The organism is Flavihumibacter solisilvae, assembly GCF_000814475.1.
GTDB classification, from domain to species: Bacteria; Bacteroidota; Bacteroidia; order Chitinophagales; family Chitinophagaceae; genus Flavihumibacter; species Flavihumibacter solisilvae.
On record NZ_JSVC01000002.1, the window covers coordinates 1 to 13,676 of the forward strand.

Consider the following 13,676-nt stretch of genomic DNA (forward strand, 5'->3'; position numbering starts at 1 on the left):
TTCACGCGATTGCCCTGAAACGCAAGCCTGCACTGCATTACAGGCTGGCCTTCGGTATTTCTACTATATTGTGTAAGCGGGATTTATGTTATCCACAATTAGTGCACAACTTCCATTACGGAACGAAAAGCAATAAACCTGTCACCCCATATTTCATAGCTTTTTTTTCGCAGTGCCTCTGCAAAATCAGTGACATACCTGTTGTATTCCTCCTTACCGGGTGCAGTGAACTGTGCAGCATATGTGGGCCCGTCTGATTCATCCACTTCCATCAGCCGCAACAGTCTCGAATTCTCGAAACACCCGGTCTGTATCATTTCCGGCATGTGAACTTCCTTCATCCATTGCAGCCATTCTTCGGTAATGGACCAGTCCACTTTTATCGTCACATTATAAATGAACTTCACCGTTTTAATATTTTAGTTTGAGGTAAATAGGACAGTGGTCACTGTGCTTTACATCAGGATATATTTCTGCATCCACCAGCTGCGACTTCAGTTCTTTCGTTACGTTGATGTAATCAATCCGCCATCCTTTGTTATTCAACCGCACACTCGGAAAACGCTGGCTCCACCAACTGTAACGATGCGGCTCAGGATGAAATTCACGGAAGCTGTCCACCCATCCATTATCAAAGAATTTATCCAGCCAGGCACGTTCCTCAGGTAAAAATCCTGAAGATTTCTTGTTCCCTTTCGGATCATGAATGTCAATTTCCCGGTGCGCAATATTGTAATCGCCGCATACGATCAGTTTAGGCCTTTCCTTTCGCAACTGTTCTGTATAACCGAAAAACTCTTCCAGCCACTGGTACTTGTATGTTTGCCTTTCGTCACCCGAAGTGCCCGAAGGAAAATATGCATTCACCAGGGTGATGTCACCGTAATCAGCCCTGATCACTCTTCCTTCCGCATCGCTCTGCATAAAACCATTTCCAAACTCCACACGATCCGGTTTCACCTTGCTGAAGATTGCCACGCCACTATATCCTTTCTTTTCGGCGGAATACCAGTAGTCCGTATATCCCAGGTCCTGGATAGCCTTAAAGTTTACACTGTCCTTATGAGCTTTGGTTTCCTGCAGGCAGATGATATCACCCGGATCAGATTTCAACCAGTCTGTCAGGCCTTTGTTCATGGCTGCTCTGATGCCATTCACGTTATAAGATATAATGCGCATAACCCTTTTCATTAATTATATTGTTACGGTTTTGATCAAATTTATTGAAATGGCTTCGCAACAACCCATAATTCCTCCCAAACAACACGTTTATCTTGAAGGTCCGAAACCCCGCACGTATGAGTTGGTGTTCGCATTCCGCGTGTTCAAACAGTTTGTTAAAGGTTTTCGCTGCCTGCACTTCGTCGGACCCTGTATAACCGTTTTCGGATCGGCAAGGTTCAAAGACGAACATCCTTATTATGAACTGGCCCGCGAGTGTGGAAAGCGCATCGCCGGACTCGGTTTCACCACCATGACCGGAGGCGGGCCGGGTATTATGGAAGCTGCAAACAGGGGCGCGTATGAAAACAACGGATATTCCGTAGGCTGTAACATCCAGCTTCCCTTTGAACAAAAGGCAAACCCCTACCTGCACAGATCCATCACGTTCGAACATTTTTTTGTAAGGAAGGTTTTGCTCGTGAAATATTCCTATGCGTTTATAATTTTACCGGGTGGAGTGGGTACGATGGATGAATTTTTTGAAACACTGACACTCGTGCAGACCGGAACCATCACCCAGTTCCCGATAGTGCTGATCGGTAAGGCCTATTACCAGCCCCTCATCGATTATATGCGGCTCATGGTTGAACAAAAGACAATCGGGGAACATGACCTCGACCTCGTATTGCTGACAGACAATATTGATGAAGCGATGGAACACATCAGCAAATACATCAAGACCAATTATGCGGTAAAACCTCGCAGAAAAAAATGGTGGTTCTTTGAGAAAAAATAATATAAGAATGAAGATCGAACATATTGCCCTGTGGACTTACAGGCTGGAAGAAATGAAAGCCTTCTATGAGAAATATTTCAATGCTGTTTCCAACGACCTGTATCATAACAGAAAAAAAGGATTCCGTTCCTTTTTCCTTTCGTTCGGCGATGGCGCCCGCCTGGAACTGATGCAGATGGAGGGCATCCCCCTCAACCGGAACAGTACTATAGAGCAGTACACGGGACTGATCCATTTTGCTATTTCAGTGAAATCAAGAGAAGAAGTTGATTCATTGACTGCGCGCCTGAAAGCCGATGGCTTTCCCCTGGTTGACGGCCCGCGGCAAACCGGCGACGGATATTATGAATCTGTTATACTCGATCCTGATGGTAACCGGATTGAGATTACTGCTTAAACCGTTAACTTGAGGACGATTAGCAAGACTTGAGCGAAACTTTACCCATATCGGAAACCTGCACAGCCTGTGGAAGCCGGATGGAACCTGAAGATATGGTTTGCCATCAGTGTGGCAGTCCGACAGTACCTGCCGAGGAGTGGGAGGGTGCCTATGAAAAGTACCGTACCCTGGTAGTGGTGTTTTTCAGCATCAACCTCTTTGTGTGCCTGATCTTCAATTTCTGGCCATTAGCAGGCGAAACGCTCACTGGTCTCGTTGTTGTTGACTCCTTCCTTTTCATTTGTGCCATCATATTCGCCTGGGTAATACGCGACCAGATGAAACCATTACTCGAGTGGAAGAAGTTTGCCTGGTGGAAGCTTGCCTTACTGGTTGCTGTGGCAATTTTCAGTGCCATCGTAGTGAATTATGGTGTGAAGTGGATCAATCGAAGCGTGTTCGACCGCGAGCTATACTACTACTCTTCTTTCCGGCACCTGCCTTTCCCGAGATTTACAATGATAATGTTGATTGCATTTATCCCGGCATTTTCTGAGGAACTGGCGTACAGGGGTGTAATTCAGGCAGGACTTCTTAAAATCATGCACAGCCGGCAGGCTGTGGTAATGACAGCCCTGATGTTTGCTATAATACACATGAGCATTATCTCGTTCTTCTGGCTGCTGCCCTTCGCCCTCTTCCTGGGTTATCTCCGGCAACGCGAAAAAACGATCTGGTACGGCATTGTAGTGCATTTTTGTTTTAATGCCACTACCTGCTTGCTGGAGCTTTACGAACTGGGCTTAATTGGTTGAGACAAAAAAGCGCAAAGATTTCTTTGCGCTTAATGAGTCTTTCACTATTAACTTTCTTCGATATTCGGCCTCAGCCACCTCGCAATCTCTTCTTCCTGCATTTCCTTACGGACAGCATAATCTGCCACCTGGTCCTCCTTGATTTTACCCACGCCAAAGTACTGGCTCTGCGGATGGGCGAAAAACCAGCCACAGACAGATGCCGCCGGGTACATAGCCAGTGATTCGGTAAGGTGGATACCCGTAGTTTCTTCACCACCCAGGAGGTTGAACAACTTATATTTTTCGGTGTGGTCAGGGCAGGCAGGGTAACCAGGCGCCGGCCTGATGCCACTATATTCTTCCTTGATCAGTGCCTCGTTTGACAGCACTTCGTCTTTTGCGTATCCCCAGTAGTCCTTCCTTACCTGTTCATGAAGGTATTCTGCAAAAGCCTCGGCTAACCTGTCTGCCAGTGCCTGCAGCATGATCTTGTTGTAATCGTCATGCTTCTCTTCAAATCGTTTGATATGCGGCTCAATTCCTTTAATGGTTACACTGAAAGCACCGATGTGGTCTTTCTTCCCGGTCGCTTCAGGTGCCACAAAATCTGCCAGCGAAAAGTTGGGCTGTCCTGGGGCTTTCTTGATCTGCTGCCGTAAAAAAGAAAGTCGGAGGTCTCCGGATCCTGTATTCACTTTCAGGTCATCGGCCCCGTTGCTGTTTGCTTCCCAGAACCCGATTACGCCCTGTGCCTCCAGCCACTTTTCGTCGATGATCTGCTGCAGCAATTCCTTCGCATCATTATACAATTTTGTGGCTTCTTTCCCGATCACTTCATCTTCCAGCAATTGAGGGAATCGTCCACCCATTTCCCAGGCAATAAAAAACGGACCCCAGTCAATATATTTAGCGATAGCAGCCAGGTCTGCCTTTTCGAATACCCGCGTTCCGGTAAAAGTTGGTGCGGCAGGAACGGTGTTGTCCCAGTTGATCTGCACCCTGTTCTCACGCGCTTGCTGGATAGAAAGATATTGCTTGATCGTTTTTTTCTTGTTGAAGTCATCCCTCAGTTTCGAATATTCAGTGGAAGTATCGCCGAGGAACTTCGATTTCTGTTCACCCAGTAACGACCCTGCAACAGTTACACTGCGTGATGCGTCCAGTACGTGAACAACACCATTGTCATATTGAGGTGCAATCTTTACCGCAGTGTGCATCCTGCTGGTAGTAGCTCCGCCGATTAACAGTGGCTGCTTCATGTTGCGGCGCTTCATTTCGTGGGCAACGTGAACCATTTCGTCGAGCGACGGTGTAATGAGTCCGCTCAGGCCTACAATGTCAACATTCTCCTTCTGTGCAACATCAAGGATCTTGTCCGCAGGCACCATTACGCCAAGGTCAATGATCTCGTAACCGTTACATCCCAGCACCACGCCAACGATATTCTTGCCGATATCATGAACATCACCTTTTACTGTTGCCAGCAACACTTTCGAAACCGATCCCTGTTGTGCATCGGGATTATTTTTCTTTTCCTCTTCAATGAACGGTGTTAGCCAGGCCACACTTTTTTTCATTACCCTTGCGCTCTTCACCACTTGTGGAAGGAACATTTTACCCGCACCAAACAGGTCACCTACCACATTCATTCCGTCCATCAGTGGACCTTCAATTACATCGAGCGGACGAGGGTATTTTTTCCTCGCTTCCTCAGTGTCTTCATCGATATGGTCCGTGATACCGTTGATGAGCGAATGCGTAAGCCTTGCCTCAACTGGTTCATGCCGCCACGATTCATCCTTTATGATTTCCTTGCCTTTCGCTTTGACCGTTTCGGCAAATGCGATCAGCTTTTCGGTAGCCTCGTTATTTTCATTGTTTCTGTTCAGGATTACGTCTTCGCACAGCTTCCGGAGTTCCGGTTCAATTTCATCGTAAACAACAAGCTGGCCGGCGTTGACAATCCCCATATCCATTCCGGCCTTGATGGCATAATAAAGAAATACGCTGTGCATGGCCTCGCGCACATGGTCATTGCCCCTGAAAGAGAACGAAAGATTGCTGACACCACCGCTGATTTTTGCAAGTGGCATGCGCGATTTAATGATGCGGGTTGCTTCAATGAAGTCAACAGCATAGTTATTATGTTCTTCAAGCCCGGTCGCAATGGCGAAGATATTGGGGTCGAAAATGATATCCTGCGGGTCGAAACCTACCTCTTCAGTCAGAATCTCATATGCACGCGTGCAGATGTCGATCCGGCGTTGAAGCGTGTCTGCCTGTCCTTTTTCATCAAAAGCCATTACTACAACAGCTGCACCGAACAGCTTGCAGATATTCGCTTCCCGTTTGAACTTCTCTTCGCCTTCCTTCATGGAGATCGAGTTCACAATGCACTTGCCCTGCACGCATTTCAATCCTGCAACAATGATGTCGAACTTCGATGAGTCGATCATAATGGGAATTCGCGCGATATCCGGTTCACTCTGCACGAGATTGAGAAAGGTTGTCATTGCCTGCACGCCGTCGAGCAGGGCATCATCCATGTTCACATCAATTACCTGTGCACCGCTTTCAACCTGCTGGCGGGCAACAGAAAGCGCTTCTTCATATTTGTTCTCTTTGACGAGACGGGCAAATTTTTTCGAGCCGGTAACATTCGTTCTTTCTCCTATGTTCAGGAAATTGGTTTCCGGTCTAACAATCAGTGGCTCAAGTCCGGATAGTCGAAGATATGGTCTGATGGTGCTCATTATGCTGATATTGGTTCCATTACAGGCAGGCGCCTGGGTTGAAATTGTTTAACATGTTCCGCAATATGGCGGATATGGTCAGGTGTAGTTCCGCAGCAACCGCCAACGATATTGACAAAACCTTCTTTCGCCCAGTCTTCGAGGAAGTGAGCTGTTTGTTCCGGTTGCTCATCATATTCACCCATCGCGTTGGGAAGTCCCGCGTTGGGGTATGCGGAAGTATAGCATGATGCTATCTGGCTAAGCTCTTCAATATGACTGCGCATATCTGCGGCTCCGAGCGCGCAGTTCAATCCCACACTCAATGGTCTTGCGTGCATTACGGAAATATAAAAAGCTTCCAGTGTCTGCCCGCTCAGCGTTCTTCCCGATGCATCGGTGATCGTTCCGCTGATCATGATGGGCAGTTCTTTTTTGCCCGATTCTTCGAAGAATTTCTTGATCGCAAATATTGCGGCCTTTGCATTAAGCGTGTCGAAGATGGTTTCTACCAGGATCAGGTCAACACCGCCTTCAACCAGTCCGCTCACCTGTTCCTGGTAAGCGGCAACCGCATCATCCCATGACAGTGCCCGGAATCCCGGGTTATTAACGTCGGGTGAAAGGCTCAGGGTTTTATTGAGGGGACCGATTGCTCCTGCAACGAAGCGGGGTTTTTCCGGTGTTTTTTTTGTGAATTCATCAGCAGCCTTCTTCGCTATAAGTGCCGCCTCATAATTGATCTCATAGGCGAGATGCTGCATATTGTAGTCAGCCAGGCTCACCTGCTGCGAATTAAAAGTATTTGTCTCAATGATGTCAGCACCGGCTTCGAGGTATTCGCGGTGAATGCCTCCGATGATGGAAGGCTGAGTAAGGCATAACAGGTCATTGTTACCCTTCAGATCGGAAGGCCAGTCGCGGAAACGTTCTCCCCGGTAATCTTCCTCCTTTAAATGATGACGCTGGATCATGGTGCCCATAGCGCCGTCGATAATGAGAATTCGTTGATCGAGAAGCGAGCGGATATCAGTCATAAAAAAGTGAATAAGTGAATAAGACTTATTTCAGCAGGTGGCAGTCGGAATTGAACGGTAAACGCGTGGAAGCCTTGTAGTGAAGTTCCCCGGGCGTTTATTAGTTCTGTTTACCAGGCTGCAATCTGCTGGTGACAGGCCGAACAATAAACAAATCCGCCTGTGCATTTGCAAATATAACGAATAGTATCAAACCTTCAGTTGATCAACAGGCATGCGGTGCTGCAGGCTGCGGGCCAGTGTCATCTCGTCGGCATATTCCAGTTCTCCGCCGAAAGAAATGCCCCTGGCGATTGTCGTGAACCGGATCTCTGACGGTTGCAGCTTTTTCTGAATGTAATAAATGGTGGTATCGCCCTGGATGGTTGGATTAAGGGCAAAAATGATCTCTTTGATGTCGCCGGTTCGTGTACGTTCAATAAGCTGGTCGATATACAACTGGTCGGGACCTACACCATCAAGGGGAGAAATAATACCTCCGAGTACGTGATAAGTACCATTATACTGCTGAGTGCTTTCAATGGCGATCACATCGCGGATGGATTCGACAACGCAGATCATTTCCTGTTTGCGCATAGGGTTGGAGCAGATACTGCAAAGAAGAGAATCGGAAATATTGAAACAACGCTGGCAAAAATGTGTGTCGGTCCGCATATGCACCATCGATTCCGCGAAGGCTCTCACCTTATCGGGGTCCTGTTTCAACAGGTGAAGAACAAGACGCAGTGCCGTTTTTTTGCCGATTCCCGGTAGTTTGCTGAATTCAGCGACAGCCTGTTCCAATAAGGCGGATGGTAGTTGCATTTGGCAAAGTTAAAAGCATTCACTTATGTTGCAACCGCTTAAACCAGCTGTCAGAGGTTAATTTCTATTTCGTTATCCCAGTTCGCCTTGATATTGATCTTTTTTCCCAATGCCTGGACGCGTTCGGGCTGGCGCTTTTCGCCAAAGAATTTACCATAATCCCACTTGCCATTCCGGTTATCATCATACAGGATGCGCAGGTCGAACTCAGCCGGACGGAACCGGCGGATATTCAGCTCACGACCGGTGATCGGGTAACTGAATTTCACTTCATCATTCTGCACCAGCTGCAGCACTCGACTGCTGATGGTGTCCAGATTGTTGAAGCGGAACCTGATACTGCCATAGTCAACATCCCGCATTGTATGGAAATTCAGAGTATCGTTTCTCAGCGTGCTTTTGCCTGCGCTGTCGGTTGCCATGCTCTTTTCTGAGATAAGATTGAACTCTCGGTCGAGTGGCCAGTTGAAACGGAGTGTAAGAATTTTGTCGGTAGTGTCGCGCTCCAGCTGGTATTTCAGCCGCGCGAATTTCTCATCGGTAAGGATGAGCTTGGTAGAGTCAAAGGTTTTTAATGGCGAAGGGAAATTCAGGATCAGGGGTATCAATATATCCTGCTGGCCATTTTCCAGGTTCGAACCAAAACGAAGCCGACGATCCTGCTCGGTTTCATCGTCCTTCCTTTTCCTTTCGGCAGGGGCCGTTTCCTTTGTTGTCTTAGGCTTTTTTGGCGGCTCCGGCTCGGCGTACGCGTACAGGGTGATTGGGCGTGTTTCCTCAGTCCCGATTATGACAGAATCAGAGGCAAAGGCAAATAGCTGTTGGGGCGACATGTATCGCTTACTCCCGCCTTCATCCTTTACGGCATACAGCCTGTAAGTACCGGCAGCAATGTTGCGGAAACGGAACCTGCCGGATGTGTCGACCCTCGTATAATATCGGGGTTTATCTTTTACCACCGCCGAATCCCTCATATCGGAATAGAGCATGGCAATGAGTGTGCTGTCTGCCTTTCCGGTTTGTGCGATCAGCACCCTTCCGCGGTATTCGATTGAATCGAGGTATGTCCCGGTTGAAAAAATGTATCGGAAGTCTTTAAGTGGATTGCTTTCATTCACATCGCGGATCGCCTTGCCGAATTCAAACACATATGTCGTGTTAGGTTGAAGGGTATCCTTGATACGGACCGTTACCGTTTTGAGCCTGGATTCAACAATGGGAGTGCTCTTGGGAGTGGGAGACACAAGCAGGTTCTCCTGGATCTGATCCAGTTCGACATATTCATCGAAGGTAAAAACGACCCGCTTTTCCTTGAAGTTCAGTGTGGAGTCCTTTGGACTGATGTTAACCACCCGCGGTGCGAGCGTATCCTTGGGGCCTCCCAATGGTGGAATAATATTGGCGCAGCTTTCTAGGATAACCGATGCAAATGCCGACAGCAACAGCATTCCGATAACAACAGGTAAAACAGGTTTCGCCGGCCTCATGGATCTCGTCGTTTAGTGATTGATTTTCAGGGTGCAAACTAATTAAAAAGTGAAAAGTGAAAAGTCAAAATTCAAAATAGAAAACCCGCGGGTGTACTATTCCGCGGGTTTTAACTTTTTGATTTTCAATTTCGACCAGGCGAATCACCCTGGAATCCGCGCAATATATTTTTCAATCTGCTTGATCTGGTCAACGATCTGCGGAGTGGTTGGTTTGAGGGCCTTAGCCTTGCGGAAAAAATCCTTTGCTGCCCGGAATTCGCGCTTCGTCATCATGATGCTGCACATCTGCAGGTAGGCAGCTGCTTCATTTTCCTTATCGGGAAGTCCTTTGCGGAGGGCCGAGCGTATATAGTTTTCTGCGCCTTTCAGGTCGCTCTTTTGCATTGCGATCATTCCCATCTGCAGCAGGCTGGCGCCTTCAGCTTCTTTCATCGGCATGCCCAGGTCGAGACCTTTTTTCATCATCTTTTCCGCTCCGTCGAAATCCTGTTTCATCATGGCGATATTCCCCCTCAACGTATAATACACCGACCTGATTGGCTTATAAAGGAGGTTAGGATACTTAACCTGGTTAAGTACTTTCTCAGCCCCTTCCATATCACCGGATTCCATATACTCCTGGATGAGGCGCATGGGACCGAAGAAGAAATGACCGAAGATCAGGATAACGCCGATAAGGTAGGGAAGGAACGCAGGCCAAAACCCACCGTAAATATTGGTTAGGATGGCGATTGCCAGGAAAGCGATTCCCAGTGGCAGCCTGTATTTGATAATGAGATTGTAAAACTTCATAGTTCTGAAATGGACCGCAAAGATAGGTGGATTAGGTTCAGTGGTCATCATTTACTTCAATCCAGTAACCATCCGGATCGCGGAACCAGATCTGGCGAATGCCGTCAACCCTTTTGGTGATTCCGCCGGAAGTACCTGCCCAGTCTTCAAAGGCAATTTGTTTGTCTTTTAGCTTGCTTATCAGGTCATCGAATTTGCTTGTGCTGAAGCAGAGATGGGTGTTTTTAGTGGGTACAGGTTCATCCACGCGCCCTGCTATCAGGTGCAGGTGCGCCTTGTCGCCGATGCTGAACCAGGTATGTTTCCCGTCTTTGAAAGGCTCGGGAATGGTTTTCAATCCAATGATGTTCTGGTAGAAGGATGTGCTGGCATTTAAGTCAGCCACGTAAAGCGCCAGGTGGTTGATCCGGATGGTGGTTGCCGGCTCGCTGGCTGAGGTCTTGTTCATCTCTGATTTTTTTTGGGCCTGGGACTGGAGGGATATCAGGGCCAGAACCGCCAGGAATATGCTGATTTTTTTCATATGAGTATAATCTGGAGCGTTAAGCTAGCGATTTCCACGGAATAGCTGCGGACGGAATGTGATAATCCATTATTTTTGCAACCCGGAATTCAGATTCCATGGCCCTGTAGTTCAATGGATAGAATAGAAGTTTCCTAAACTTTAGATACAGGTTCGATTCCTGTCGGGGCTACTTCAAAACCCCTGAGGAGCAATTGCGACCTCAGGGGTTTTTTCGTTTTAAGACAAGCAGAATATTGTCGTTCATGTATATAAGGAATTTGTCGTTCATGCAAATTTCACTACTGATTCTCCGTTAAATCACTAGTGCAGGCACTACTCTTTTACTACTCTTTCTCCAGTGTTTTACGGTCCCGGGATGTGCATTCACAGGTTTATCTAAGCTTCTTCTTAGGTTCATGAAAGGTTCTTCCACTAGTTGGCATTTTGTAGTAGATTTCCACTTTGAACCGTAGTCTAATTCAAACCTTACCAATGAAAACTTTCAAATCGGGCCTTGCCTTACTGGCTGGCTTACTTCTCCTTGCAGGTTGTAAAAAAGAGGACGCTGTACCCAACAACAGTAAAATCATCAACTGGAAATTTTTGAGTGGAGGTGATGAGTATGAGCCGGGACAACAAATCATAAAGTCCCCGGACGGCGGATTTATGGTTGTGTCTAACCCCGGCCTTAATGTAGCGAAAACGTTCATATATAAGTTTACATCAACCGGACAACTGGCCTGGCAAAGAAAATACGATGGCGATGGTGACAGAGCCGCAAAAGATCTGATAGCGCTTAGGGATGGTGGATATATTGTTGTGGGAGGATCGAGCAGCCCGATAAATGAATTTAAGTCAAATATGGACCTGTGGGTGTTCAAAATCAACGCTGAAGGTGATGTTTTATGGGAAAAGAAATATGGTGGTCTGAAAACTGAACACGCTGTAGCAATTGTAGAAGGAAATGACGGAGGGTTCCTGGTATTGGGTAATATCGAAAACACAGATCGCGACCTGGATCCGTGGTTATTGAAGATCGATGAAAATGGAAACCAGCTTTGGGAAAAGTCATTTAGAAACACAGATTATGACTATGCTACAGCCATTACCAAATGCAGGGATGGATACTTTTTTTCAACCGAAAAAGAAAACAATCTTTTGGATGCAGCCAGGTTAGTCAAAGTTGACAACCAGGGTAATCTCGTTTATGAAAAAATTTTTGATGGGGAAGGTCGGGATTCTTTCCAATCACTGATCGCAACCGATGACAATGGGGTTATCCTGGCTGGTAATATCAGCGGAAGAGGAGAAGGCGCATCAATTTATGGCACTGATAATCCCTGGTTGGTTAAGCTTAACGCAAATGGAGAATTGGAGTGGCAAAAGATTATTTCAGGTATAGGCGGTTTTAATACGATCGTTCGAACCCCTGGTGGTTATGTTATAGGAGGAGCAATCAGAAGTAAAGACACCCAATTTAATGGCTGGATTCAAGAGATTGATGAATCGGGTAGAAAACAATGGGAAATAGTTCTTGGCGGAAGTAAGGATGATGCAGTAAATTCCCTGGTCGTTGAAGACAGCAAAAAAATCACTTTCCTCGGCAGCACCAGCAGTATTGATGGTGATATTGGCCAGGCAATCGAGGGAAGTTACGCTCTGTGGATAATGCAGGTACAACCGAAATAATAAATGCCAGCGGTATGTGATTGCAGTTAAGCTATTCTAAAGTCCCCGTCAACACCATCATCTGTCATTTTACCCCGTATAGCACCTACCGCAATCTTAATTGACTGCACCATTTTATTGTTTTTCGTATCCCAGTAGTGGCCCTCTTCCGGAGTCACTTTTATTAATGTAACATTGGGATCTTCTGCGCCGCCGGGAAACCAGGTTGTCAGGAATACGTTCCAGAGCTCCTTTGCTTTGGCCGTGTCCCTGACTATTTCCGCCCGGCCATAAACAGAAAGATATTCTGAGCCAGGTCTGTTCGAATAGATCAGTTGTACCCGGTTGTCGCTCGCGATTTCGGCATTCTTGCTACTGTCGGCGGGGCTGAAAAACCAAAAAGTTCCATCCTCTTCAATCGTCTGCGTTGCCATCGGTCTTGTGTTGAATGGCGTTTGACCGAGACTGGTGCATAACATACATAATTTCGCTTCTTCAGCCAGCTCTTTCACTTTATCGACCGCTGCCTGATCCGAAAGGTTTTTAGTAGTTCCCATAAAATCTTTTTTATATTCAATCATGTAACTTTTATGCCCGGCCGATTTGTTTAAGTACTAGCGCTTTTATACAGCGCTGACTGTTAGACAATTGTCGAAGTTGGTCCTGTATAGTGTGAAATTGTTTCCCCTGTTTGCTTAGCTCTGGCCGCCATTGTCCATGCCCCAGCAAACCGCTGGTAAATGGGACAACTTTCCGGGAGTATGAATAAATTTTCCAAAAAATCCCCATATTTACAGGATTGTGCCCGACCAACGAGACGAAATGCTGCAGCACTGGCAACAACAAGTTGCCTTAGGTAATGAAGAAGCCTTCAATGCCCTCTTTCGGCATTTTTATCTCAACCTGGTCAACTTTGCTGTCGATATTATCAAGGTGCGCCCCGCTGCCGAAGAAATTGTTTCCGATGTCTTTGTAAAGCTCTGGCAGAAAAGACAGGAGATCGGACAGATCGAAAAACTTCGGGTATTCCTTTTCGTTGCTGTGAAGAACCAGTGCTATAATTATCGCCGTGACAATTCGATGTGGAATGTGACGGTCAGCACTGACAATGTTGCCAGTCTCTCCTGCAACTATGATCCTGAAAGTGAACTGGCATATCGTGAACTTCAGTTCCTGCTGCACAAGGCAGTGGAACAACTGCCTGACCAATGCAAGCAGGTGTTCAAAATGGTGAAGGAAGACGGCCTCAAATTCAAAGAAGTGGCCGAGATCCTGCAGATCTCCCCACGCACAGTGGAAACCCAACTTTACCGCGCCCTCAAAAAGATCCGCAAGGTGATCGAGGAGCAATCCGGGCAGCGACAGACATCATCCGACCTGCCAAAAACCCTTCTTGGAGTGGCGGTTTCAGCCTGGATCTTCTGTTCCTGAAATATTTTTTTCATCCCTGTAAGTAGTTTCCGCCAAAACGGTGTCCCTATTGGCAGTACGCACATTTTTCACGATTGCCAC

General features: G+C 47.0%; 14 protein-coding genes and 1 tRNA gene. 6 read left to right on the forward strand and 9 right to left on the reverse strand.

Annotated features, from left to right (window positions below; all coding sequences use genetic code 11):
• Positions 1–98: 98 nt before the first annotated feature.
• Together OI18_RS01930 and OI18_RS01935 are read right to left on the reverse strand one after the other, a co-directional pair.
• The gene (locus OI18_RS01930; RefSeq protein WP_039136704.1) at positions 99–407 is read right to left on the reverse strand and encodes a DUF4286 family protein; all 309 of its coding nucleotides are present in this window, start codon (positions 405–407) and stop codon (positions 99–101) included.
• A 4-nt stretch (positions 408–411) separates the two neighbouring features.
• Positions 412–1,179, reverse strand: coding sequence for an exodeoxyribonuclease III (locus OI18_RS01935; protein WP_039137025.1), 768 nt, complete (start codon positions 1,177–1,179; stop codon positions 412–414).
• A gap of 49 nt (positions 1,180–1,228) precedes the next feature.
• Between OI18_RS01935 and OI18_RS01940 the strand changes: the two genes are divergently transcribed.
• Genes OI18_RS01940 through OI18_RS01950 form a run of 3 tightly spaced genes read left to right on the forward strand, consistent with a single transcriptional unit; the run spans position 1,229 to position 3,154 of the window.
• Positions 1,229–1,960: an LOG family protein gene (locus OI18_RS01940; RefSeq protein WP_039136705.1), complete on the forward strand. Its 732-nt coding sequence runs from the start codon at positions 1,229–1,231 to the stop codon at positions 1,958–1,960.
• 7 nt (positions 1,961–1,967) lie between these two features.
• Positions 1,968–2,357: a VOC family protein gene (locus OI18_RS01945; protein ID WP_039136706.1), complete on the forward strand. Its 390-nt coding sequence runs from the start codon at positions 1,968–1,970 to the stop codon at positions 2,355–2,357.
• 29 nt (positions 2,358–2,386) lie between these two features.
• The gene (locus tag OI18_RS01950) at positions 2,387–3,154 is read left to right on the forward strand and encodes a CPBP family intramembrane glutamic endopeptidase (RefSeq protein ID WP_039136707.1); all 768 of its coding nucleotides are present in this window, start codon (positions 2,387–2,389) and stop codon (positions 3,152–3,154) included.
• A 47-nt stretch (positions 3,155–3,201) separates the two neighbouring features.
• On the opposite strand, the gene metH is transcribed toward OI18_RS01950, so the two are convergent.
• The 6 genes from metH to OI18_RS01980 all read right to left on the reverse strand — a co-directional run bounded on the left by metH (position 3,202) and on the right by OI18_RS01980 (position 10,514).
• On the reverse strand, positions 3,202–5,889 hold the full coding sequence (gene metH, locus OI18_RS01955; protein ID WP_039136708.1) for a methionine synthase: 2,688 nt from the start codon (positions 5,887–5,889) through the stop codon (positions 3,202–3,204).
• A complete protein-coding gene (locus OI18_RS01960; RefSeq protein WP_039136709.1) occupies positions 5,889–6,905 on the reverse strand; it encodes a homocysteine S-methyltransferase family protein in 1,017 nt (338 codons plus the stop codon). The genes metH and OI18_RS01960 overlap by 1 nt, the downstream gene beginning before the upstream one ends.
• A 189-nt stretch (positions 6,906–7,094) precedes the next feature.
• Positions 7,095–7,709 carry a recombination mediator RecR gene (recR, locus tag OI18_RS01965; RefSeq protein WP_039136710.1) on the reverse strand — a complete coding sequence of 205 codons (615 nt, stop codon included), beginning with the start codon at positions 7,707–7,709 and terminating at the stop codon, positions 7,095–7,097.
• A 50-nt stretch (positions 7,710–7,759) separates the two neighbouring features.
• A complete protein-coding gene (locus OI18_RS01970) occupies positions 7,760–9,196 on the reverse strand; it encodes an Ig-like domain-containing domain (RefSeq protein ID WP_039136711.1) in 1,437 nt (478 codons plus the stop codon).
• A gap of 144 nt (positions 9,197–9,340) precedes the next feature.
• Positions 9,341–9,991, reverse strand: coding sequence for a tetratricopeptide repeat protein (locus tag OI18_RS01975; RefSeq protein ID WP_039136712.1), 651 nt, complete (start codon positions 9,989–9,991; stop codon positions 9,341–9,343).
• 37 nt (positions 9,992–10,028) lie between these two features.
• On the reverse strand, positions 10,029–10,514 hold the full coding sequence (locus tag OI18_RS01980; protein ID WP_072038931.1) for a VOC family protein: 486 nt from the start codon (positions 10,512–10,514) through the stop codon (positions 10,029–10,031).
• A gap of 100 nt (positions 10,515–10,614) precedes the next feature.
• Here OI18_RS01980 and OI18_RS01985 point away from each other — a divergent pair.
• Positions 10,615–10,686, forward strand: a tRNA-Arg gene (locus OI18_RS01985).
• A 302-nt stretch (positions 10,687–10,988) separates the two neighbouring features.
• Positions 10,989–12,185 (forward strand): lactonase family protein, encoded by a 1,197-nt coding sequence (locus tag OI18_RS01990; RefSeq protein ID WP_039136713.1) that lies wholly within the window; start codon positions 10,989–10,991, stop codon positions 12,183–12,185.
• Between the two features lie 26 nt (positions 12,186–12,211).
• Here the strand turns inward: OI18_RS01990 and OI18_RS01995 are convergent, their stop codons facing one another.
• On the reverse strand, positions 12,212–12,721 hold the full coding sequence (locus OI18_RS01995; protein WP_039137028.1) for a pyridoxamine 5'-phosphate oxidase family protein: 510 nt from the start codon (positions 12,719–12,721) through the stop codon (positions 12,212–12,214).
• A 244-nt stretch (positions 12,722–12,965) separates the two neighbouring features.
• Between OI18_RS01995 and OI18_RS02000 the strand changes: the two genes are divergently transcribed.
• Positions 12,966–13,595, forward strand: a complete 630-nt coding sequence (locus OI18_RS02000) for an RNA polymerase sigma-70 factor (protein WP_152616699.1) — start codon at positions 12,966–12,968, stop codon at positions 13,593–13,595.
• Positions 13,596–13,676 lie beyond the last annotated feature (81 nt).

What these genes read in the sequence shown, in the direction of transcription:
- OI18_RS01975 (WP_039136712.1), bottom strand. Translation starts at nt 9,991, where the DNA reads ATGAAGTTTTACAATCTCATTATCAAATACAGGCTGCCACTGGGAATC.
- OI18_RS01995 (WP_039137028.1), bottom strand. Translation starts at nt 12,721, where the DNA reads ATGGGAACTACTAAAAACCTTTCGGATCAGGCAGCGGTCGATAAAGTG.
- OI18_RS01960 (WP_039136709.1), bottom strand. Translation starts at nt 6,905, where the DNA reads ATGACTGATATCCGCTCGCTTCTCGATCAACGAATTCTCATTATCGAC.
- OI18_RS01990 (WP_039136713.1), top strand. Translation starts at nt 10,989, where the DNA reads ATGAAAACTTTCAAATCGGGCCTTGCCTTACTGGCTGGCTTACTTCTC.
- OI18_RS01970 (WP_039136711.1), bottom strand. Translation starts at nt 9,196, where the DNA reads ATGAGGCCGGCGAAACCTGTTTTACCTGTTGTTATCGGAATGCTGTTG.
- recR (WP_039136710.1), bottom strand. Translation starts at nt 7,709, where the DNA reads ATGCAACTACCATCCGCCTTATTGGAACAGGCTGTCGCTGAATTCAGC.
- OI18_RS01945 (WP_039136706.1), top strand. Translation starts at nt 1,968, where the DNA reads ATGAAGATCGAACATATTGCCCTGTGGACTTACAGGCTGGAAGAAATG.
- OI18_RS01935 (WP_039137025.1), bottom strand. Translation starts at nt 1,179, where the DNA reads ATGCGCATTATATCTTATAACGTGAATGGCATCAGAGCAGCCATGAAC.
- metH (WP_039136708.1), bottom strand. Translation starts at nt 5,889, where the DNA reads ATGAGCACCATCAGACCATATCTTCGACTATCCGGACTTGAGCCACTG.
- OI18_RS01980 (WP_072038931.1), bottom strand. Translation starts at nt 10,514, where the DNA reads ATGAAAAAAATCAGCATATTCCTGGCGGTTCTGGCCCTGATATCCCTC.
- OI18_RS01940 (WP_039136705.1), top strand. Translation starts at nt 1,229, where the DNA reads ATGGCTTCGCAACAACCCATAATTCCTCCCAAACAACACGTTTATCTT.